This is a genomic window from Luteibacter sp. UNCMF331Sha3.1 (genome assembly GCF_900109915.1).
Taxonomy (GTDB): Bacteria; Pseudomonadota; Gammaproteobacteria; order Xanthomonadales; family Rhodanobacteraceae; genus Luteibacter.
In genome coordinates, this window is the sequence record NZ_FOBU01000001.1 from 509,189 (window position 1) to 530,098 (window position 20,910).

Here is a 20,910-nt window from a genome sequence, read left to right on the forward strand (position 1 = left end):
TCGATCGGACATCGCACCCGCAGGGCTCACCCCACGCTGAGGCCAGCCTGACCGGATATGCCTTCGTGCGTTGAGCCATCACGCCCCGTTCGTTAAGCTCCCCCGGTTACCTCATTGATGCCACTCGGGGGCCGACCGGTCCGGGGATTGTTTTGAGCGCTGCCACGAAGACCGAAAGAAGCCACCCGATCCTCGCCGCGCTGATCCTCGCGATCCTCGTCGCGGCCCTGAACGTGGGGCTCTGGTTCGTCGCCAACCTGCCCAACGGTCCGGACGACTGGCATGGCCCGGTGCCCGGTTTCGCGTTCACCGCGTACCAGCGCTACCAGAACCCGATGAAGGGCGACGTCTCCACGGATCCGGAAATCGACAGCGACCTGCGGCTGATCAAGCGGTACTCGCCACGCATCCGCACCTATTCGATGCTGGAGAATCCTCAGGTCATCCGTCTCGCCGAGAAGAACGGGCTGGACGTGATGGCGGGCGCCCTCATCGACGCTCGCCTCGAGAGCAACGAGCGCGAAATCGAAGCCCTGATTGCCCAGGCGCACCGCTACCCGAAGACGATCAGCCGGGTGATCGTGGGCAACGAGGTGCTCTTCCGCGGCGATCTCACGCCCGATCAGATGATGTCCTACCTCGACCGCGTCCGCGCGGCCGTGCACCAGCCGGTATCGATCGCCGAGCCGTTCCACATCTGGCTGCTCTATCCCGAGCTGGCCGACCACGTCGATTTCATCACCGTCCATCTGTTCCCCTACTGGAACGGTATCGAGGCGCGCGGTGGTGTCGACGATTCGATCGCGAGCTACAAGGCGCTGCGCCAGCAGTTCCCCGGCAAGCATATCGCGATCGGCGAGATCGGCTGGCCGTCGAACGGCGACCGGTTCAAGTACGCCTATCCGAGCGTCTCGAACGAGGCGATCTTCCTGCGCATGTTCTTCAACAAGGCGAAGGCGAACGGCATCGACGACTATTACGTCCTCGAGGCCATCGACCAGCCCTGGAAGGAAAACCTGGGCGAAGGCCGCACCGGCGCCTACTGGGGCATGTTCAACGCCGATCGCCAGCTGAAGTTCCCCTTCACCGGCCCGGTGACCGAGGACGTGGGCTGGCCGTGGAAGGCGTTCGCCGCGTCCGTGCTGGCGTTCTTCCCCATGCTCTGGTTCGGCATGCGCTTCAGCCGCTTCAAGCTGACCGGCCGCCTGTTCTTCATGGCGCTGATCCAGCTGGCCTGCGGCCTGATCGTGTGGTCGGCCACCCTGCCCTTCAATTTCTATCTCAGTCCGTTCGACTGGGCGATGCTGATCCTGCTCTTCCCGGCACAGATCGCGATCCTGGCGATCCTGCTGATCAACGGCTTCGAGTTCACCGAGGTGCTCTGGCGACGCAGCTGGATTCGCCATGCGGGCATGCTGCCGCCGGATCCCGTCGAGCGGCAGCCGTTCGTGTCGATCCACCTGGCGTGCCACAACGAGCCGCCGGAGATGGTGCAGATCACGCTCGACTCGCTGGCCGCGCTCGATTACGAGAATTTCGAAGTCCTGGTGCTGGACAACAACACCAAGGATCCCGCGGTGTGGAAGCCGGTCGAGGAGTACTGCAAGCAGCTCGGCCCGAAATTCCGCTTCTTCCACCTCGAGCCGTGGCCCGGTTACAAGGCCGGCGCGCTCAACTTCGGCCTGACCGCGACCGACGAACGCGCCGACGTGGTGGCCGTGATCGACGCCGACTACGTGGTTCGCGAAGACTGGCTCGCCACGCTGACGGGCTACTTCCACGATCCCAAGGTGGCCGTGGTGCAGTGTCCCCAGGCGCACCGCGATTTCGAGAAGAACCGCTTCCGCCGCATGACCGCATGGGAATACGACGGCTTCTTCCGCATCGGCATGCACCATCGCAACGAACGCAACGCCATCATCCAGCACGGCACGATGACCATGGTCCGTCGCTCCGCGCTCGAAGGCACCGGCGGGTGGTCGGAGTGGACGATCTGCGAGGACGCCGAGCTCGGCCTGCGGCTGATGCACGCCGGCTACGAGCTGGTGTACGTCGACGAGCTGATGGGCAAGGGCCTCACGCCCGCCGATTTCAAGGCGTACAAGAGCCAGCGCTACCGCTGGGCGTTCGGTGCGATGCAGATCCTGAAGGGTCGCTGGAGCTGGATGACCCGCAAGGGACCGCTCTCCGCCGGCCAGCGCTTCCACTTCCTCACGGGCTGGTTCAGCTGGTTCGCCGATGCGCTGCACTTCGTCTTCACGATGATGGGCCTGCTATGGACGGCAGGCATGATCTACGCACCGGAATACTTCAACCTTCCGATGCAGCTGTTCCTGATTCCCGTCATCGGCTTCTTCTTCGCCAAGGCGATCTTCGGCGTGGTGCTGTATCGCGCGCGCGTCCCGTGCGGTTGGTACGACACCATCATGGCCTCCGTCGCCAGCATGGGCCTGTCGCACGCCATCGCGCGCGGCATCCTCCACGGCCTGACCCGTGAGAAGACCGCGTTCGTGGTGACGGCGAAGAGCCGTCGCATGGGCGGGAGCAGCTTCGCCGCGTTCGCGCCGGTGCGTGAAGAAGGTCTCATGGCCATCGCGCTGCTGTGTGCGGTGATCGGCATGGCCCTTCACTACGGAACGAACTACGTCGAGAGCACGTTGTGGATGTTCATCCTGGCGGCGCAGTCGATCCCGTACGTATCGGCCCTGGTGGGTGCCTGGATCGCCCACCGCGCGGGTGACGAGGCGGGCTGAGGCCCTTACTCGTCCTTCCTCGGGGTGCTTGGCGCGAGCACCCATCGCGGCCAAGGCCGCTCCCACACAAGCCGGCCACGGCAGCCCTGCGGGCCCTGTCGTGGGAGCGCGCTCGCGCGCGATGGGTGCTTGCCGCGGGCACCCATCGCGACCGAGGCTGCTTCCACACCGTCAGCCGACGCATCAGCCTGACCGGGCGTTCACGTTCGTGTATCGACCTCTCACGCGTCGCGCGGTAAGTTACGCCAAGACGTTATGTCAGGGGACGCCGGAGGCCTCCCCGCAAGTGGCCGTGACGCACGGCCTTGGATCTCGACCGGAACGGGACGCTCATGCGCCGAACCAGACGCCATGGACTGCTGCTTCTGCCGTGGTTCCTCCTGCCCGCGATCGCTCATGCGGGCATCGTCCTGAACGTCGATGGCGTGGATGAAAGCCTCCGGGGCGCCGTCGTCGCGGGCGTCGAGTTGAGCCAGTACACCGCGCGCGACGTCACCGCCGCGCAGGTCCGCCGCCTTTACGAAAAAGCGCCGGACGAAGTCCAGGCCGCCCTCCGCCCCTACGGTTACTACGAGGCGACAGCCACGGGCGACATGCAGCAGGTGGGCAACGACTGGCACGTCACGCTGCACGTGCTGCCCGGCGTGCCCGTGAAGGTCACGGCCGTCACGGTCGACATCGACGCCGACGCGGCGAAGGTGCCCGCGGTCCGCCGCGCCGTGCGCGGCGTGCAGAATCTCAAGGACAAGACGCTCAACGATGGCGTCTACGACGGTGCGCGCGACGCGGTGAGCGGCGCGCTGACCGCCACCGGTTTCCTCGACGCGCGCCTCGTCACGCGACGCGTCGAGGTGAACCGCGCGGAACACACCGCCGTCGTGAACCTGAAATGGACCGCCGGCGAACGCTATCGCTACGGCACGATCCACTTCAAGAATTCGCAGTTCCGCGACGGATTCCTCGACCGCTACGTTCCCTTCAGGCAGGGCGATTACTTCTCGCAGAATCAGCTGCTCGAACTCCAGCAGGCGCTGAACGGCGCGGACTATTTCGCCGTGGTCAACGTCATTCCGGATACCGACGAAGCGAAGAACGGCACGATCGACATCGACGTGGAACTCGCGCCGGCCAAGCGCACCATCTACACCGGCGGCCCGTTCTTCGGCACGGATACCGGCGCAGGCCTGCGCGGCGGCATCGAGAAGCGCTGGATCAACGACCGCGGCCACAAGTGGAAGAACGAACTGGTGATGGCGCAGCGATTGAAGACCGTGTCCACGCTGTACCAGATACCGATGCCGGGCCCCAACCAGCGCAGTTTCAACTTCGGTGCGAATTTCCGAGACGCCAACACCGTGACGTCGAAGTCCCGCACGGTGCAGCTCGTGGCCAACGAAACGCGGCTGTGGCACGGATGGACCCGCACGATCGGCGTCAACGTGCTCTCGGGCACGTTCACCGTCGGCAAACGCGGTGGCGAGGGCGACAACGCCGAAGGACTCGAGCGCGGTCGCAGCACCCTGCTCTACCCCGAGGTAACGCTCAGCCGGAAGAAGGGCGACAACCCCACGTTCGTGCGCAACGGCTGGTCGCTGACGCTGACGGGCCGCAGCACCGCTGGCACGTTGCTTTCCGACGCCAGCTTCTCGCAGGTGATGGGCGACGTGAAATGGATCCGCTCGTTCTGGGGCCAGAATCGCCTGATCCTGCGCGGCACGGCAGGCAAGATCTGGACCGACAACTTCAGCGACCTGCCACCGCAGCTGCGATTCTTCGCAGGCGGCGACCGCTCGGTGCGCGGTTACGACTTCGAGAGCATCGGCCCGCGCAACGCATTCGGCCGTGTGATCGGTGGCGAAGGCCTGCTCGTCGGCAGTACGGAGGTCGAGCACTACTTCACGCGTAACTGGGGCATGGCGGCGTTCGTCGATGCCGGCAACGCGTTCACCGGCACCAACTACAGCCCGCGCGTGGGCGCCGGTCTCGGCGTGCGCTGGCTGTCCCCCGTGGGCATGATCCGCGCCGACATCGGCGTGCCGGTCGGCGACAAGAACGAACACGGCATCCATCTGCATGTCGTCATCGGGCCAGACCTGTGAGGAGCGCCGGCATGACATGGTTGATCCGCACCGGTGTGGCCATCGCCGTCCTGCTGCTCGTCGTCACGCTCGGCCTGTGGTGGCTCGTGGGGAGTGCATCGGGCCTGCGCTTCGCCCTCGCCCGCGCCCAGGCGTTCACGGACAACGCGCTCACGGTGGAGAACGCCGCGGGGCGCCTCGCCGGGCCGCTCGACCTCTCCGGTGTGCGCTATCGCGACGGCAAGGGGATGGACGTACGCGTCGCGCGCGCGCATGTGGACTTCTCGTTCGGCTCGCTGCTGCGCAAGCGGGCCCACGTGTACGACCTGACCGCCGATGGCATCGACGTGGCGCTCGGTCCCAGCGAGCCGGAGCAGACCCCCAGCGAACCGTTCTCGCTCAAGCCGCCGCTCGACATCGTTCTGGACCGGGTCAAGGTCGGCCATGTGCGCGTGACCCAGGCGGGCAAGCCGGTCTTCGAGTCGAACTCGCTCGACCTCGCGGGCTCCTGGACGGACGCGGGCATCGCGCTGAAGTCGCTCGCGCTGCGCGCACCGGACGGTCGGGCGGACCTCGGCGGCACGCTCGCGGTGGGCGATGGCTACAAGGGCGATGGCAAGGCCAGCTTCCGCTGGAAGGTCGGCGACATCGACTATGCCGGCGATGTGGAAGCCCACAGCGACGGTGCGAAGGCCCATACCATCGTGAAGCTCTCCCTGCCCTTCGTGGCGCAGGTGGACGCCAACCTCGTGCAGAGCGGGGATTACGCCTGGAATGCTTCGATCGACGCCCCTCGGTTCGATCCGACGCCCTTGCTCGGCGAGGGCACCCTGACGTCGCTCGGGCTCGCCCTCAAGGGCAGTGGCGACCGTTACAGCGCGGATCTCACCGGCGACGTCGACCTCAACGATTATCGCGTACGCCTGACGCCCATCAAGGCCGCCTTCGATCACGAGTACAAGCGGCTGACCCTCGACGAACTCACGATTGGTTCGCCGCAGGTCAAGGGCACGCTCACGGCGAAGGGGACCGTCGAGATCGCCGCACAGCCCGTCGCCGCCGACCTCGCGCTGCGCTGGAAGGAGGTTCTCGTGCCCGCGAACGTCGCCGGACAGGATCTCGCCACCGCGGGCCAGCTTCGCTTCAAGGGGAGCGCCGATGCATACCATGCCGACGGCGACGTCGACATCGGCCCGCCAGGCAACATCGGCAAGTTCACGCTCGATGTCGACGGCACGCCCGATGTCGTGACGCTCCGTTCGGTGAAGCTCGCACAGCCGAAGGGCAGCCTCGCTGCCAGCGGCACGCTCACGTTGCAGCCCGCGCTCGCGTGGAAACTCGACGTCAAGGGCGATCGCTTCGACCCCGGCCAGCTCTTCGCCGAATGGCCCGGCGCACTCGATCTCGACCTCGGCACCGAAGGCCACATGGATCGCGACGAGCCGCTCGGCACACTCGCTGTGCGCAAACTGGAGGGCACGCTGCGCAAGCGCCCCCTGCGCGGCAACGGCGAACTCACACTGAAGCCGAAGCAGGTCGTCAACGGCCAGCTCGATCTCGCGTCCGGCAGCAGCACGATCCGTCTCGACGCGCGCGGCGACACGGCGAACGACGCCACGCTGAAGCTCGCGATCGCCTCGCTCGGCGACTGGCTGCCCGACGCGGGCGGACGGGTCGCAGGCGATATCACCGCCAAAGGCAACGTGCCGAAGCTGGCGGTCACCGCGGCCCTGCGCGGAAGCGCCATCGTCTACGGCGGCCAGAAGATCGACACCCTCACCATCGATGCCGACATCCCCGACGTCACGACGCCCGGCGGCAAGGCCGACATCGTCGGCACCAACCTCGTGAGCGGCGGGCTCGTGTTCGGCAGCGTCGCGATCGTCGCCAACGGCACCGAGGCTCGTCACCAGCTGAGCATCGACGCGAAAGGGCGGCCCCTCGCCGCCAACCTGAAGCTCTCCGGGACGATGAAGGACGGCGCCTGGAACGGCACGCTGTCGTCGCTCGACATCGACTACCAGGGCATTCCGCCGTGGCGGCTGCAGAATCCCAGCCAGCTCGCATGGAAGGACGGGGCAGCCAGCATGAGCGATCTCTGCCTCACGGCGGGCGATCCCCTCCTCTGCGTCGCCGCGAAGCAGGACAAGGGAGGCAACCTCGATGCCACCTATCGCCTGCGCCGCGTTCCGATCGCGCTGCTGATGACGGCCGCCGAAGCCTCCAACAGCCCGATGCGCGCGGAAGGCATCCTGGAAGGCGACGGCAGCATCCGTCGCACGGCCGCGGGCGCGCTGTCGGGGCAGGCCAGCATCACCTCGGCGCACGGCTCGGTCGCTTACGCGGACCGCATGGACCAGCCGCTGCTCGTCTACGACAACCTGTCGGCCAACGCGCAGCTGACCCCGGACAACCAGCGGATCACACTGCACGCCTCGCTGAACGACGGCGGCACGCTCGACGGCAACGTCTCCGTCAGCGGTGCACGGCAGGCCCTGGGCGGAAACATCGCGCTGCACCTGAAGAACCTGTCGCTCATCGAGTTGTTCACCGCCGAACTCGCCGAGGTCAAGGGTGCGCTCGACGCAAACTTCAACCTGGGCGGCACGGTGGCTGCTCCCGCGATCACAGGACAGGCGATCGTCGGTGGTTTCGCGGCGGAGGTGCCGAGCGCCGGTCTCAAGCTGAAGGACGGGCGTATCAGCATCGATACCACCGATGCGAAGAACTACCTCGTCGACGGCAGCATTCGTTCCGGCGAAGGCACGCTTTCGATCAAGGGCAACGCCGCGCTCGGCGAGGGAGCGCAGATGCGCCTCGGCATCGAAGGCTCGAAGTTCACGGCGGTCGACATTCCGGCTGCGAAGGCGGTGATCTCGCCGAACCTCACCATCGTGCAGGACGCCAAGGGCATGAACGTCGGCGGCAAGCTCAACGTCGACATGGCCGACGTCAACGTCGAACGCCTGCCCGGCGCCGGCGCGACGAAGGCATCGCCCGATGTCGTGGTGGTAGACGACAAGGAACGCGAAGCCGCCGAAGCATCCGCCCCGATCACCGCGGACATCCGCGTCGACCTCGGCAACAAGGTTCACCTCGTCGGCTTCGGCATCGACGGCCGCATCACCGGCCAGCTCGACGTGCGCGAACGCCCCGGCCGCGCCACGACCGGCCAGGGCCAGATCGGCGTCGACGGTACCTACAAGGCGTACGGCCAGGACCTCCGTATCGAGCAGGGCCAGTTGCTGTTCGCCAGCACGCCCATCGATAACCCTGGCATCAACATCCGCGCGGCGCGCACGCTCAACCCGAACGCCACCATCGACGACGGCCAGAAAGTCGGTCTCTACGTATCGGGCACCGCCCGCCGACCGATCCTCACCGTGTTCTCCAACCCGGTGATGGAACAGTCCGACGCCCTCTCCTACCTCGTCACGGGCAAGCCGCTCTCGCAGGTCAAGGGCGGCGAAGGAAACATGGTCGGAGCCGCGGCGCAGGCACTCGGCTCGGCTGCCGGCGATCTTCTCGCTAAGAGCGTGGGCAGCAAGATCGGCGTGGACGACATCGGCGTCAGCAACAACGACGCCCTCGGCGGCACCTCGGCCTTCACGGTCGGCAAGTACCTCTCGCCGAGGCTATATCTCAGCTACGGCGTCGGCCTGTTCGACCCAGGCCAGGTCATCACCCTGCGCTACCTCCTCAGCCACCGCTGGAACTTCGAAGCGCAGAACGCAACGGACTTCAGTCGAGCGAGTCTGAATTATCGGCTGGAGCGTTGACCCGCGCACCGGGTGCCCGGATGTACGTTCGGTGCCCGGTGACTCACGATGCTACGGACGACCGGTCCGGGTCGTATCCACCGTAGCCGCCTGAAGGGACGCTTTCTCGTCATAAGGCGTCGTGTCGACGATGAAAAATTCGAAGTTGTCCGCGTTCCTGACGGCCAGTGAACGATTTTCCTTTGCTAACTTTTCCGCAGCCGAACGTCCGTAGACGTAGTCTTCCGTACCCTTCATCCCATCGTCGAAATGGGAGAGTTCGTGAATGACCGTACCCATGCGTGACGAAGGGAGGCCCATCTCCGGTAGCTCGAAGAACGGGTCGCAGAAATGAACCACGTAAGTGGTTTCGACCTCGGCCCAGGCAGGCGTCGTCGGTGGGTACCCAGGGCAACCACATCTTGGCTGAAGCTTTTTCGCGGCGCCGCCTACAAGTCGGGCGAATACTTCCCATGGCCGCTCGTACGCGAGTCCATTGTCACTAGCCGAGAAACCCTCCTCATGGAGACTGGGCTCTGATCCGCTGTGCGCCCCAAGCCACCGTTCGTACCGTGGATGAGGAACGAAGACGAATTGCGAACCGCCAGCCCCATCGTCCCGGCGCTCGTACCGTGCCGACATATAGCTATCCGTCTTCCACAGTGCATCGAACGCCCTGGACTTAGCCGCGCGGATTACGCCTTTCTGCGGCTCGCTACAGTCATCGTCGGTCACCGAAGCGACGGGTTGGACGGGCCCGTCTATGTAAATGGTGGTGACGTTCGATCGGGTGTTCTTCTGCTCGTTGTGACGAAAGGCCTCGTACTGCTCGCGCGTCACCACGTCCCGGTCGGGTTCCCTGTCCAGGGGCAAGACATATTTTACCGAGAACGCGCCTCCCAAGCCGTAGTCGTATTCCACACGGAGATCCACGTCGGCCTCGCGGCGGTCGCCAGGATGCATGACGATGAACTGGTTCGCCAGGATTCGCCCCGTATTGACCCACCGGCCTCGGTACCGCACTTCGTTGCCGAAGGCATCTTTCACCTGGAAAAGCCGCTTGGCAAGTCGTCCTGCCGATTGAACGAAGGGCGTGTCCCATTCGTAGATCGCGACGTCCCGGTCGCCTTCGTTGACCATTTCGACATGAACGATCGACGATTTGAGAGGATCGCTCAGCCCCGGGGTGGATAACGTCACGCGCAAGCGCTCCTCGGCAAGTGCGCAGGATGAAAAAGCCAGCGCTCCGGCCATCAGGGGATAGGCGATAGCGGCGACCGACCATCGGAATCGATATGCGTGCATGTCTGGCTCCTGCCTTTGAAGGCGCAGCAGGCTATGCATCCCGCGTACCGCCGGATATGGAACTTTTCTGAGTTTGGATCGATTCGGTTCGAATTGTGATCCGGTTGGCAAAAGCCCGACATGGTTCCGACGTGACTCGCGGGCCGGCGGCGTGGAAGGAAATACCCGCTCACTTCACCGCGGAAATGGCGGCGATCGAAAGGACGTTGCTTTCGACGCTCTCGCTGGGCACGTTTTCAGGCTCGCCGTATTCGTCCAGGGCGGGAATCCGGTCCAGTACCTCGATACCGGACTGCACGTTCACGTTCACGTTCACGTTCACGTTCACGGTCGCGGTCGCGGTCGTGGGCAACGCGTACTCGCGCGACAGGTCGATGTCCGCGCTGATGCTCTCCCCACTCGGTATTCGCGTGTAGCTCGCAGGACCCGGGCTACGGATCAGAACGGAGCGTCCGGTATAGGCCACGTCGTTCCCGGACGCGTCCGTTACATGGATCCAGCGACCGGTGGTGCGGCCGTCGGGTAGTGCGAAGACCGAATGATAAGCAAGAATGTAGGCGTCGGCGGGCCCGAAGTTGGTCGCCACCAGACGTATTCCATTCGGCGTTCCGTTTGGCGATATCGACAGTTCGACATGCGGCACGGAGGCGAATGCCGTCGTCAGGCCCGACATGGATAACGCAAATCCCAGCAGCTTTTTTCTGCTCATCACTCGATGCCGTTAGCGTCGCACCCTGCGACAGTCGAACGGTAATCAAGAGTGGCAGTGCCCGGGAATACGGCGAATCTGAAAACGCGGCCGAGGTGACGCTCTCCCGTAACACGATTTTCGACATCGCTACTCGCCCGAGAGCGATCGGGTCGCGCACCCCCTTCCCCTCCATCCGAAGGCGCGCCATCATCGGCGAAGGGCCAAGGGGGAGTTATCGCATGTCGCACGCTCAGGAACAGCAGCTGGAACGGCTGACGTTTTTCTCGGATGCGGTGTTCGCCATCGCGATCACGTTGCTGGTGATCGAGATCCATGTACCTCATCCGGTCGACGCGTCGGATGGGGCATGGGCCCACGCGCTGCTGGAACTGGTGCCGCACTTCATCGGATTCGTGCTGAGCTTCTTCGTCGTGGGGGCGTTGTGGGTGGCTCATCATCGCGTCTTCGGCCTGCTGCGCCGCTACGATCCAGGGATCGTGTGGCCGAACCTGCTCCTGCTCATGGCCGTGGCCTTCATGCCGTTCTCGTCGTCGCTGATGAGTACGCACCCTACCGAACGCGTGCCGGAATGGTTCTACGCCGGAAACCTGCTGGTGGCCGGATTGCTGCAGCATTGGCTGTTCCGGCGCGCGCTGAAGGCCCCGTTCCTGCGCGAAGACGTCGAGGAGGAAACCGTCGCGACGACCTTGCGCCGGACCCTCGCCCTTCCGCTGATGGCGACGATCGCCGCCCTGCTCGCCATCCGCTGGCCGGGGCCGAGCAATCTTCCGCTGATGCTGATGCCGTTGGCGGTCCGGTGGTTTGCACGGACGGCCAGGCGTCGCCCGGTGAAACCCGTTCCCGATCAGGCGACGTGACCTCGAGCGGTCGCCCGCCCGGCGGCCGCTTCTACAGATGCGTGTTTCCGATGGCCCGGAGCACCTCGGGCGTGAAGCGCGGATCGTCGGGTGCGAGACCCGGGCCGAGGCGCGCGGTGATTTCCTGCAGCACCCAGCCGTTCCCATCGGGGTCGCTGAAGGAAAGGTAGGAACCGTAGCTGCGACGCTGCGGATTGGGGCCAGTCGCGATCTTCAGGCGATCCACGTGGTGGAACACGCCGCCCTCGTCGTGAAACGGACCGAAGACCTCGACGCCTCGTGACGACAGGTCCTCCCGGGCCGCCTCGATGTCGGGGACGATAAGATGCACGGCCTGCGTCGATCCGGGCGCGGCGTTCGTAATCCCGCGGCCGATCATGATCGAGCAGTCCGAATCCGGCGGCGTGAACTGGATGACGCGATAGCCATCCTCGCCGGCGAAATCGATGTCGAGTCGCCAGCCGAGTCGCGCGTAGAACCGCTTCGATACGTCCGGATCCGCCACCGGCAGCACGACGATTTCGATACGCATACTTGTTCCGGGCGCCGGCGCGACCGCCGGTGATTCGTTCGATGCGGTGCGCTCGCTCATGTCCCTCTCCGGCGGAAAGTCGTCAGACCCGACCGCCGACGCTACGCCGTCATGCGCAGGATGTCGCTAAACTTTGGCGTGGAAAGGCGGTCGACGCACACCGACGCGAGCGCTGCGGCCAAACGGGGTCACGCATGCGCAAGTGGACTCAGCGGGGCGAATGCAGCCGGTGGAGCAATTCGGCTTCCGTCAGCGAGATACCGCAGGTATCGGCGATGTCCTGCGGGCTGGCACCCTGTCGCGCGAGGCGTTGCGCTAGCGCGAGGGCGCGATCGTTCGTGGCGCCAGCGTCGCCGGCGACGCTGACCGTCGGCGTGCGGCGCACCTGATCTTCGATGTCGCCCAGGCGATGATCGAGGCGACGCAGCATGCCGGCGAGGGCTTCGGTGGACATCGCCACCTCGGAGGCCGGCGTCTCGTCTTCGGCCGGGGGCTGCGCGACCGGCTCGGCGCGCGGAGCCGGCGCGGCGCGGCTCATCCGCCGGAAGACCAACAGCAGGCCGACCAGGTTCAGGACCGCGAGGGCGATCAGCACATATCCGATGGCGGCGTTCATGCAGGTGGCACTCCGTGGGTTCGCGGCACACGGTAACGTAATGGGCGAGATTTTCGAAGGGTAGCCGTACCCTGCGACGAGACTCAGGCGCGGCAGAGCTTCGGGACGTCGACGAGCGCGATGAACCCGTCGTCGCGCGTGATGACGCCGCTGACCGGATCGTCGCGTCGTTCGGCGCGTCCGGGCGGCGGAGGCGCGACGTCGTCGGGCTCGAAAGTGAGCATGTCGCCGATCACGTCGATGCGCATGCCGACCACCGTGCCGGCATCGTCGAACACGATGACGCGATGGGCGTCTTCCGCGCCGTTCTCCTGGGCGCCCTCGAGCCCGAAGCGGCGCCGGCCGTCGAGCACGGGCACGATCTGGCCACGGAGGTTGACGATACCGAGCACGTCGTCCGGTGCACCCGGCACCGGTGTGATGTCGCCGGGCTTGATCACTTCGCGCACGCTCGCGAGGGACACCGCGTAGCGCTGCCCTTTCAGCGAGAAGCCCAGCCAGGCGCCGCGTTGGATGTCGGTCACGGACCCAGTTCCTTTTCCAGCCATTGGACGAGCGCCGTGGTACCGACCACGCCGCATTTCGGTTCGAGTGACATGCCGGCGAGCCACGGGCGCGTCGCGGCGCCGTGACGCCACTGGATCGCCTCGGGGGACAGCTCCACGGGTTCTTCGTCGACGACGCAGGCGAGTGCCCAGACGCGGTCGCGCAGGATCACCAGTGTCGATACGGGAGCGCCCCCCATGTCGGGCGACAGCACCGCGGCAAGGTCGGCCACGCGGGCTTCGCCGCTGGGATGCCGCCAGCGACCCAGGCAGATCGGGTTGTTCGAACTGGGCGGCGACAACGGCGGCATCGGCAGGAGATGCGTCACGTCCGCCATCGGCACCGCGAGCTTGACGCCCGCCGCGACGCAGAGAAGGTATCGGGCATCGGCCGAGGTGGTGCTGCCTTCGTCGGCGGCGTTGCGCCACGGATCGATCGCCACCACCCGCACGTCGGCCACCTCGGCCTGCGCGACGGCCACGGGCGTCAGCATCTCGGCGAGATAGTCGGCGACGATCTGCTCGGCGTCCTGCATCGCGCGCATCATGCCGCCGCATCCGTCACGGCGATGGCCGGCAACGCGAGCAATTCGTCGAGCAGCTGCCGATAGGCCTGGCCGCCGCGTCGGGCGGCCGGCCACGAGGCCAGCGGCACACCGGCCGCGCTGGCTTCGCGAATCTGGGTATCGGTGGGGATCACCGCCGTACTGACCGCGTCGCCATACTGCTCGCGCAGCTGCGCCAGGCACGCACGCGACGCATGCGTGCGTGCATCGAACAGCGTCGGAACGATCGTGCGCGGCATCGGTTTGCCACGCGAACGCTCGATCATCGAAAGACTGCGCAGCATGCGCTCGAGGCCCGCGAGCGCGAGCGCCTCGGTCTGTGTCGGCACGAGCAGGCGATCGCTCGCCGCCAGCGCGTTGACCATCAGCACGCCGAGCGTCGGCGGGCAATCGAGCAATACGTGATCGAAATCGCCCGCGATGTCGGCCAGCGCCTGGGAAAGAATCAGCCCCATGCCGGCACGTGTGCCGAGCTGGCGGTCGAGCGTGATCATGGCGGCCGATGCGGGCAACACGCTCAGGCGATCCCACTGAGTGGCATGCACGAGCGTACCCACCGGCAGCGGATTGCCGCCGACGCCGAACAGGTCGTAGACGCTGCCGTGCGCCCCGCCCTCCACGCCGATGTAGCCCGAAAGCGACGCGTGCGGATCCATGTCGATCAGCAGCGTGCGTTTGCCGGACGCGGCGAGCAGGCTCCCGAGCGCGACGGCCGTCGTCGTCTTGCCGACGCCGCCCTTCTGGTTGGAGATCGCCCAGATGCGCATCAGTGCGCTCCCTCGGCGACGCGGTCGGCGTCGCTGTAGAACCGGGCCGGCGCCGCCTTGTCGCTCATCACCACGATCAGCACACGGCGATTACGATTGCGCCCCTCGTCCGTGTCGTTGTTGGTGGTGGGACGGAACTCGCCCCAGCCGATGATGCCGACGCGGTGCGGATCCACGCCCGTCGTCGTGATCAGTCGCGCGACCGTGGCCGCACGCGCGGCCGACAACTCCCAGTTCGACGGGAACAGCGTCGTGGCGATCGGCGTGTTGTCCGTGTAGCCCTCGATACGCATCGCGTTCGGGAACGGCGCGAGAATCCCCGCGAGCTTGCGCAGCACGTCTTCCGCCGCGGGCTGGAGTTTCGCCACGCCTACGGGGAAGAGGATATCGGTGCGCACTTCGATCTCGAGCCAGTCCTGCGTCTGCCGCACACTGACCATGCTCTTGTCGATGAGCGGCTTCATCGCCCGCTTCACTTCGTCGGAGATCTGACTGAGGCTGGCACTTTCCGTCTTGCCTACCGTCGTGTTGGCGGCGGTGGCGGTGTTGATGCTGGCGGCTTCCTGGCGTTCCGTGGCCGCCCCTTCGTGGCCGGGCAGCGGCAGATTGCGCGGCGGGATCGGAACGTCGATCTTCGCGATCGGCGCGGCCGTCGGGGCGCGCGACTGGTTCGGAAGCGGCACCTGCGCCGCCGGCGTGGCGTCGCGGATTGGCTCGATCACCTTGCCCGTACCGTTGAAGGCCTCATTGATCGACTGGGCCATCACGCGGAACTTCGTTTCGTTCACGGCGGACACGGCGTACATCACCACGAACAGAGCGAGCAGCAACGTGATCAGATCGCCGTAGGGAATCGCCCAGCGCTCGTGATTGATGTGTTCTTCGTGGTGACGGCGCTTCACGAGAGGAACCCCTGGAGCTTGCTCTCGATGTGTCGCGGGTTGTCGCCCTGCGCGATGGAGACGAGTCCCTCGACGAGGATTTCGCGCATCTGCGAACGCCGGCGCGCGAGGCCCTTGAGGCGCGAGGCCATCGGTAGCGCGAGCAGATTCGCCAGCCCGATGCCGTAGATCGTGGCGACGAACGCCGCCGCGATGCCGTGGCCGAGCTTGCTCGGCTCGGCGAGGTTCTGCATGACGGACATCAGGCCCATGACGGCACCGATGATGCCCATCGTCGGCGAGTACGCGCCAGCGTTTTCGAAGACCTTGGCGGCCTCGATGTCCGTGTGCTCCCGCGCGAAAACTTCGACCTCGAGCACCGATCGCATCGCGTCGGGCTCCGTGCCGTCGACGAGCAGCTGCAGCCCTTTGCGGATGAAGGGATCGGCTTCGCGCTCGATGGCCGGTTCGAGACCGAGCAGGCCGGTACGCCGGGAAATTTCGCTCCAGCCGACGATGCGGCTGACGAGGTTCTCGGATTCGATGTCCGGTGGGCGATAGACCCACGGCAGCATGCTCCACGCGCGCTTGAGCACGGCGCCGGGCGTCTGCACGAGCAGGGCCGCGAACGTACCGAGGAAGACGATCACGAACGCGGCCGGGTTCCAGAGGGCATCGAGGCTCGAGCCCTTGAGGATGGTGCCGACGATGATGACCACGAAGGCCAGGATCGTCCCGACGACGCTCACGATATCCATATCAGACAGCCATCCTCAGTGTCGGCAGCACCTGGCCGCCGTCGTCGGCCAGGCCGGCGAGATCGAGTACGAGCGCGATGCGTCCGTCGCCCGTGATGGTGGCACCCGCGATGCCCGGCACGTCCTTGAGGAAAGGGCCGAGCGGCTTGGCCATGACGTCTTCGCGGCCGATCACCTCGTCGACGAGACAGCCGAGCGTCTGGTGCCCGATCTGCACCACCACGACGTGCCCGCCCCTGCCTGCCCCGCCCGCCCAGCGACCGAGGTCGGCGAGCGGCAGCGCACGCTGGCGATGGGCCGCGACGGTGCGTCCGTCGAGCTCCTGGATCTGGCCCGGCACGAGTTCGAACACTTCGGCCACGTTCGACATGGGCAGTGAAAGCAGACGCGAGCCGACGCGCACCATCAGCACGCGGAGGATCGCGAGGGTCAGCGGCACCGAGAGACGGACGGTGCTTCCATGTCCCACGCGCGAATCGATCGACAGTGTGCCGCCAAGCTCGACGATCTTGGTCTTGACCACGTCCATGCCGACGCCACGACCGGAAATGTCGGAGACCTGGCTGGCCGTGGAGAAGCCCGGACGGAACACGATCTCGTAGCACTCGCGCTCGTCGAGGCGAGCGGCCTGCTCTTCATCGAGCAAGCCCTTTTCCACGGCCTTGCGACGCAGGACCTCGGGGTCCATCCCCTTGCCGTCGTCGGTGACGGTAATGACGATGCGGTCGCCGAACTGTCCGGCCGCGAGGCGAACGGTGCCGTTACGCGATTTGCCTGCGCGCTCCCGCGCCTCGGGCATCTCGATGCCGTGGTCGACCGCGTTGCGCAGCAGGTGCACGAGCGGATCGGCCAGCGCCTCCACCACCGTGCGGTCGATGTCGGTGTCCTCGCCCTCGGTGACGAGCTCGATTTCCTTGCCCAGCTGCCGCGCGAGGTCGCGCACGATGCGCGGGAATCGCGAGAACAGCTTGCCGACGGGCTGCATGCGCATGCGCAGCACGGCGTTCTGGAGGTCTTCCGCCACGCGCTCGAGTTCGCCGATCGCGCGTTCCATCGGATCGTTGGTGCCGCGCGGCGCGAGGTTGGCGAGACGGTTACGGACGAGCACGAGCTCGCCCGCGGCGTCGACCAGTCCATCCAGGCGGTGGGTGTCGACGCGGACCGTGGTGTCGGCTGCGGCGGTGGCGCGCTTTTCGGTGGGTTTGGCGGGTTTCGGCGCAGACGCCGCTTCGGCGTGCGGGACCGGGACGACCGGCGTCGCAGCCAGGTCCCCTCCTGCGGGCGCGCCCGCAGCCGGCACGGCGGCCGCGATAGAAGCCGGTGCGACGGCGCCGGGGGCGGCCGTGCCGTGGAGGCTGTCGAGCAGCGCTTCGAATTCGTCGTCGCTGATCGCGTTCGGATCGGCGGGAGGCGGCGGCGCGCTCACTACCACTGCAGGCGCGATGTCCGCCGCTTCGGTGCCGGGCGCGCCGGTGCCGTAGAGCGAATCGAGAAGGGCTTCGAATTCGTCGTCGGAGATGGTGCCCGACGATGCGGGCGCCGGCGCGCGATCGCTGCGCGCCGCGTCGAGCATCGCTTCGAACTCGTCCTCGATCGGATCGTGCGGTGCCGCCGACGGCTGCGCGGGCGCGGTGACGGGGACCGCCAGCGCGACGGGCGCGGCGGAGGCCGCGCGACCCGGAATCAGCAGACGGTCGAGCAGCGAGCGCGGCGCCGGCTCGATCGGGACGGCGCCGTCCGCGGCGCGCATCATGTCGTTGAGCAGGTCGAGCGACTCCAGCAGCGCGTCCATGAAGCCGGCATCGAGCACGATCGCACCGTTGCGGGCCTCGTTGAGGAGGTCCTCGGCGCGATGGCACAGCTCGACCATCGGGTTCAGGCCAAGAAAGCCCGCCCCGCCCTTGACGGTATGGAACGCACGGAAGACCGCGTTCAGCAGCTCGACGTCGCCCGGCGACGACTCGAGGTCCACGAGCTGTTCGCCCAGGCTCTCGAGCAGTTCGCGCGCTTCGATCAGGAAGACGTTGAGAAGCTCGTTGTCCAGCTCGACGCTCACGGTGCTCAGAAGCCGAATTCGCTGAGCAGGCGATCCACTTCGTCCTGGCTCACCTTGTCGGCCGCCGGTGCCGCGCCGCCGGCGAGCGAGCCCGTCAGCCGCACCAGTTCGACCAGGGACGATTCCACCTTGGCCATGAACGCCTCCACCTGCGCGACGCGCTGGCCCGAGAGGTCCTGCCACGACTGCGCCTCGACCATTTCGCCGAAGCCGATGTCGCAGCTCTGCGCGAAGTCGCCGACGCGCACGGCGAGCGACGTCGCGTGGGTCGCGAACGCGGGGTCGGCATGATCGAGCACCAGCACCTCGTCGGCCTGGCGCGCGAGCGCCTGCGCCTGCGGGCGCAGCTTTTCGCTGAAATCGAGCGTGCGATGCGCGGCCTGCGAGCTCATTTCGAGCACGTCGCGGAGGTGCTTGCGCGCGTCGCTCATGTTGCCCGGCACGCCATCGGTGGAAATGTCGGCGGCCAGGCGGCGGGCGGACTCGTGCAGGTCGCGCGCGAGGTGGCCGAGCGCCATGAACAGGTGCTGTTCGCGCGTGCGCAGCAGGTTGTCGAGCGCCTTCTCGAAGGCGACGCTGTCGTCGGCGTCGAGCAACTCGCGCAGTTCGGGAGCCACGTCGTGGCCGCTGGAGAGCATCGTGTTCATCGTCATCCTTAGCCGGCAGCCGCGGCGAGCCGCTCGAAGATCTTGTCCAGTTTTTCCTTCAGCGTGACTGCCGTGAACGGCTTGACCACGTAGCCGTTCACGCCACTCTGCGCGGCGGCGATGATCTGGTCGCGGTTGTTCTCGGCCGTGACCATCAGCACCGGCATCGACTTCAGACCGGCGTCGGCGCGGATGGCGCGCAGCAGGTCGATGCCCGTCATGTTGGGCATGTTCCAGTCGGTGACCACGAGGTCGAAGGGTTGCGCACGCAGCATCGCGAGCGCCGCGTTGCCGTCTTCCGCCTCCTGGATCAGGGTGTTGGTGAAGCCGAGCTCCACCAGCAGGTTCCTGACGATGCGTCGCATGGTGGAGAAATCGTCCACCACGAGGATCTTCATGTTCTTGTCCAAAACTCGTCTCCGCCTTGCTGCAGCGTTTATTGCTTTTCTTTCCAACCCGACATGCGTGCGCGGAGGCGGATCAGGGCCTGGCCGTGGATCTGGCACACCCGCGATTCGCTCACACCCAGCACCGCACCGATTTCCTTCAGGTTGAGCTCTTCATCGTAGTACAGCGACATGACCAGCTTCTCGCGCTCGGGCAGTCCGTCGATGGACTGCGCCAGCGCGTCGCGCAGGCCCGCCTGTTCGAACAGGCCTTCCGGACCCGCGGCGTCCGGGTCGACCACGTCGATCGCCGAACCCTCGTCGCCTTCCGGCGCCGTCAGGCTCAGCAACCGCGCGCTCGCCGCGTCGGCCAGGATCTGGTTGTATTCCATCGCGTCGATACCGAGCCGCTTCATCACTTCCATGGCATCGGCGTCGCCGCCCGTTTCGTTCTCGATCTGCCTCGTTACCTCCGCCACCTCGCGCAACTTCCGGTGGACGGAGCGCGGGGTCCAGTCCGTCTTGCGCAGTTCGTCCAGCATGGCGCCACGAATGCGGATGCCCGCATAGGTCTCGAAGCTGGCCGCGCGAGTCGGCGAGTAATTTCTTGCGGCCTCCAGCAAGCCGATCATCCCGGCCTGCATGAGGTCGTTCGCATCCACGCTCGGCGGCAGCCTGCCCATCAGGTGATAGGCGATGCGGCGCACCAGCGGCGCGTGTGTTCGTACCAGTTGATCCGGAGGAATCCGTGTGATCTCAAGGTATTCGGTCGCGACGCTCACAGTGGCAGCCCTCCCCCCATGTGGGACCGCTCGGCGAAAAAGCCGATGCGGCCCTGTACCCGGGGCTCGGGTTCACCCCATGTATCGACCGACCTGGCCAGATTCTTGAATCCGACCGCGGATCGGCTGCTCGGCCACGCGTCGACCACCGCCGACTGGCGGCGAATGGCCTGGCGCAGGTATTCGTCGTGCGGGACCATGCCCATGAAATCGAGCGACACGTCGAGGAAGCGGTTGGTCACCCGCGACAGCTTCTCGAACAGCTGCCGGCCTTCCTGTGCGTGGCGCACCATGTTGGCGACGATGCGGAAGCGGTTGACCCCGAACTCGCGGCTCATCACCTTGATCAGCGCGTAGGCGTCCGTCAGCGAGGCCGGTTCGTCGCAGACCACCACGACGACTTCGTCGGACGCGGCGGCGAACATCGAGACGCTGTCCGAGATGCCGGCCGCGGTGTCGACGATGAGGTATTCCGGCGGCAGCGTGTATTCGTCGAACGCGCGGATGACCGCCGCGTGCTCGATGTTGGGCAGCTGCGCCATGCGGCGTGCACCCGAGGTGGCCGGGATGACCTTCAGGCCGTGAGCGGCCGAGAGGACCAGGTCTTCGATCGCGCACTCGCCCTCGAGCATGTGGCCGAGGTGGCGGGTGGGCTGGAGGCCGAGCAGTACGTCGATGTTCGCCATGGCGAGGTCGGCGTCGAGCAGCAGGACGTCGCGTCCGCCCATGGCGAGCGCCATGCCGAGATTCACCGCCACCGTGGTCTTGCCCACGCCGCCCTTGCCGCCCGCGATGGCGATGCTGCGGGTGGGCCGACGGTCGGCGAGCCAGTTGAGTCCGGCGGCCTGGGTGGTATCGACGTGTGTGCTCATGGAGGAAGTCACTGCCGTAAGAGGGGTCTGGTTCGTGTG

General features: G+C 66.4%; 18 protein-coding genes. 4 read left to right on the forward strand and 14 right to left on the reverse strand.

From position 1 onward, the window contains the following. Positions 1-146 precede the first annotated feature (146 nt). From BMX32_RS02155 to BMX32_RS02165, 3 genes are all read left to right on the forward strand, one after another. Positions 147-2,753 (forward strand): glycosyltransferase, encoded by a 2,607-nt coding sequence (locus tag BMX32_RS02155; protein WP_170843600.1) that lies wholly within the window; start codon positions 147-149, stop codon positions 2,751-2,753. A 332-nt stretch (positions 2,754-3,085) separates the two neighbouring features. Further along, positions 3,086-4,852, forward strand: coding sequence for an autotransporter assembly complex protein TamA (locus tag BMX32_RS02160; RefSeq protein WP_089974153.1), 1,767 nt, complete (start codon positions 3,086-3,088; stop codon positions 4,850-4,852). Positions 4,853-4,863: 11 nt separating this feature from the next. After that, positions 4,864-8,610 carry a translocation/assembly module TamB domain-containing protein gene (locus BMX32_RS02165; protein WP_089974154.1) on the forward strand — a complete coding sequence of 1,249 codons (3,747 nt, stop codon included), beginning with the start codon at positions 4,864-4,866 and terminating at the stop codon, positions 8,608-8,610. Positions 8,611-8,661: 51 nt separating this feature from the next. Here BMX32_RS02165 and BMX32_RS02170 read toward each other — a convergent pair whose 3' ends face one another. Both BMX32_RS02170 and BMX32_RS02175 read right to left on the reverse strand, forming a co-directional pair. Further along, entirely contained in the window at positions 8,662-9,894 is a 1,233-nt protein-coding gene (locus tag BMX32_RS02170) for a M35 family metallo-endopeptidase (protein WP_170843540.1), read from the reverse strand. Between the two features lie 169 nt (positions 9,895-10,063). Continuing rightward, positions 10,064-10,480: a hypothetical protein gene (locus BMX32_RS02175; protein ID WP_089974156.1), complete on the reverse strand. Its 417-nt coding sequence runs from the start codon at positions 10,478-10,480 to the stop codon at positions 10,064-10,066. Positions 10,481-10,545: 65 nt separating this feature from the next. Between BMX32_RS02175 and BMX32_RS02180 the strand changes: the two genes are divergently transcribed. Further along, positions 10,546-11,463 carry a TMEM175 family protein gene (locus BMX32_RS02180; protein ID WP_089974157.1) on the forward strand — a complete coding sequence of 306 codons (918 nt, stop codon included), beginning with the start codon at positions 10,546-10,548 and terminating at the stop codon, positions 11,461-11,463. 31 nt (positions 11,464-11,494) lie between these two features. Here BMX32_RS02180 and BMX32_RS02185 read toward each other — a convergent pair whose 3' ends face one another. From BMX32_RS02185 to BMX32_RS02240, 12 genes are all read right to left on the reverse strand, one after another. After that, positions 11,495-12,055, reverse strand: a complete 561-nt coding sequence (locus tag BMX32_RS02185) for a VOC family protein (protein ID WP_089974158.1) — start codon at positions 12,053-12,055, stop codon at positions 11,495-11,497. Positions 12,056-12,203: 148 nt separating this feature from the next. Continuing rightward, positions 12,204-12,611, reverse strand: a complete 408-nt coding sequence (locus tag BMX32_RS02190) for a DUF2802 domain-containing protein (RefSeq protein ID WP_139206654.1) — start codon at positions 12,609-12,611, stop codon at positions 12,204-12,206. An 83-nt stretch (positions 12,612-12,694) separates the two neighbouring features. Then, the gene (locus BMX32_RS02195; RefSeq protein WP_244511377.1) at positions 12,695-13,135 is read right to left on the reverse strand and encodes a chemotaxis protein CheW; all 441 of its coding nucleotides are present in this window, start codon (positions 13,133-13,135) and stop codon (positions 12,695-12,697) included. After that, positions 13,132-13,704, reverse strand: a complete 573-nt coding sequence (locus tag BMX32_RS02200) for a hypothetical protein (protein ID WP_089974160.1) — start codon at positions 13,702-13,704, stop codon at positions 13,132-13,134. The genes BMX32_RS02195 and BMX32_RS02200 overlap by 4 nt, the downstream gene beginning before the upstream one ends. Next, entirely contained in the window at positions 13,701-14,489 is a 789-nt protein-coding gene (locus BMX32_RS02205; RefSeq protein WP_089974161.1) for a ParA family protein, read from the reverse strand. The genes BMX32_RS02200 and BMX32_RS02205 overlap by 4 nt, the downstream gene beginning before the upstream one ends. After that, positions 14,489-15,391: a flagellar motor protein MotD gene (gene motD, locus BMX32_RS02210; protein WP_089974162.1), complete on the reverse strand. Its 903-nt coding sequence runs from the start codon at positions 15,389-15,391 to the stop codon at positions 14,489-14,491. The genes BMX32_RS02205 and motD overlap by 1 nt, the downstream gene beginning before the upstream one ends. Then, a complete protein-coding gene (locus tag BMX32_RS02215) occupies positions 15,388-16,128 on the reverse strand; it encodes a flagellar motor protein (RefSeq protein WP_089974163.1) in 741 nt (246 codons plus the stop codon). Before BMX32_RS02215 ends, motD begins: the two co-directional genes overlap by 4 nt. A 1-nt stretch (position 16,129) precedes the next feature. Further along, complete coding sequence (locus BMX32_RS02220; protein ID WP_089974164.1) at positions 16,130-18,184, reverse strand: chemotaxis protein CheA; 2,055 nt, start codon at positions 18,182-18,184, stop codon at positions 16,130-16,132. 5 nt (positions 18,185-18,189) lie between these two features. After that, positions 18,190-18,831 (reverse strand): protein phosphatase CheZ, encoded by a 642-nt coding sequence (locus tag BMX32_RS02225; RefSeq protein WP_244511379.1) that lies wholly within the window; start codon positions 18,829-18,831, stop codon positions 18,190-18,192. A gap of 8 nt (positions 18,832-18,839) precedes the next feature. Beyond that, positions 18,840-19,241, reverse strand: a complete 402-nt coding sequence (gene cheY / locus BMX32_RS02230) for a chemotaxis response regulator CheY (RefSeq protein WP_089974166.1) — start codon at positions 19,239-19,241, stop codon at positions 18,840-18,842. Between the two features lie 26 nt (positions 19,242-19,267). Next, positions 19,268-19,999, reverse strand: coding sequence for an RNA polymerase sigma factor FliA (locus BMX32_RS02235; protein ID WP_089974167.1), 732 nt, complete (start codon positions 19,997-19,999; stop codon positions 19,268-19,270). Continuing rightward, positions 19,996-20,871 carry a P-loop NTPase gene (locus BMX32_RS02240; RefSeq protein WP_089974168.1) on the reverse strand — a complete coding sequence of 292 codons (876 nt, stop codon included), beginning with the start codon at positions 20,869-20,871 and terminating at the stop codon, positions 19,996-19,998. The genes BMX32_RS02235 and BMX32_RS02240 overlap by 4 nt, the downstream gene beginning before the upstream one ends. Positions 20,872-20,910: the final 39 nt, after the last annotated feature.

What these genes read in the sequence shown, in the direction of transcription:
- BMX32_RS02160 (WP_089974153.1), top strand. Translation starts at nt 3,086, where the DNA reads ATGCGCCGAACCAGACGCCATGGACTGCTGCTTCTGCCGTGGTTCCTC.
- BMX32_RS02165 (WP_089974154.1), top strand. Translation starts at nt 4,864, where the DNA reads ATGACATGGTTGATCCGCACCGGTGTGGCCATCGCCGTCCTGCTGCTC.
- BMX32_RS02170 (WP_170843540.1), bottom strand. Translation starts at nt 9,894, where the DNA reads ATGCACGCATATCGATTCCGATGGTCGGTCGCCGCTATCGCCTATCCC.
- BMX32_RS02180 (WP_089974157.1), top strand. Translation starts at nt 10,546, where the DNA reads ATGCCGTCGTCAGGCCCGACATGGATAACGCAAATCCCAGCAGCTTTT.
- BMX32_RS02185 (WP_089974158.1), bottom strand. Translation starts at nt 12,055, where the DNA reads ATGAGCGAGCGCACCGCATCGAACGAATCACCGGCGGTCGCGCCGGCG.
- BMX32_RS02190 (WP_139206654.1), bottom strand. Translation starts at nt 12,611, where the DNA reads ATGAACGCCGCCATCGGATATGTGCTGATCGCCCTCGCGGTCCTGAAC.
- BMX32_RS02200 (WP_089974160.1), bottom strand. Translation starts at nt 13,704, where the DNA reads ATGATGCGCGCGATGCAGGACGCCGAGCAGATCGTCGCCGACTATCTC.
- BMX32_RS02205 (WP_089974161.1), bottom strand. Translation starts at nt 14,489, where the DNA reads ATGCGCATCTGGGCGATCTCCAACCAGAAGGGCGGCGTCGGCAAGACG.
- BMX32_RS02215 (WP_089974163.1), bottom strand. Translation starts at nt 16,128, where the DNA reads ATGGATATCGTGAGCGTCGTCGGGACGATCCTGGCCTTCGTGGTCATC.
- BMX32_RS02225 (WP_244511379.1), bottom strand. Translation starts at nt 18,831, where the DNA reads ATGAACACGATGCTCTCCAGCGGCCACGACGTGGCTCCCGAACTGCGC.
- BMX32_RS02240 (WP_089974168.1), bottom strand. Translation starts at nt 20,871, where the DNA reads ATGAGCACACACGTCGATACCACCCAGGCCGCCGGACTCAACTGGCTC.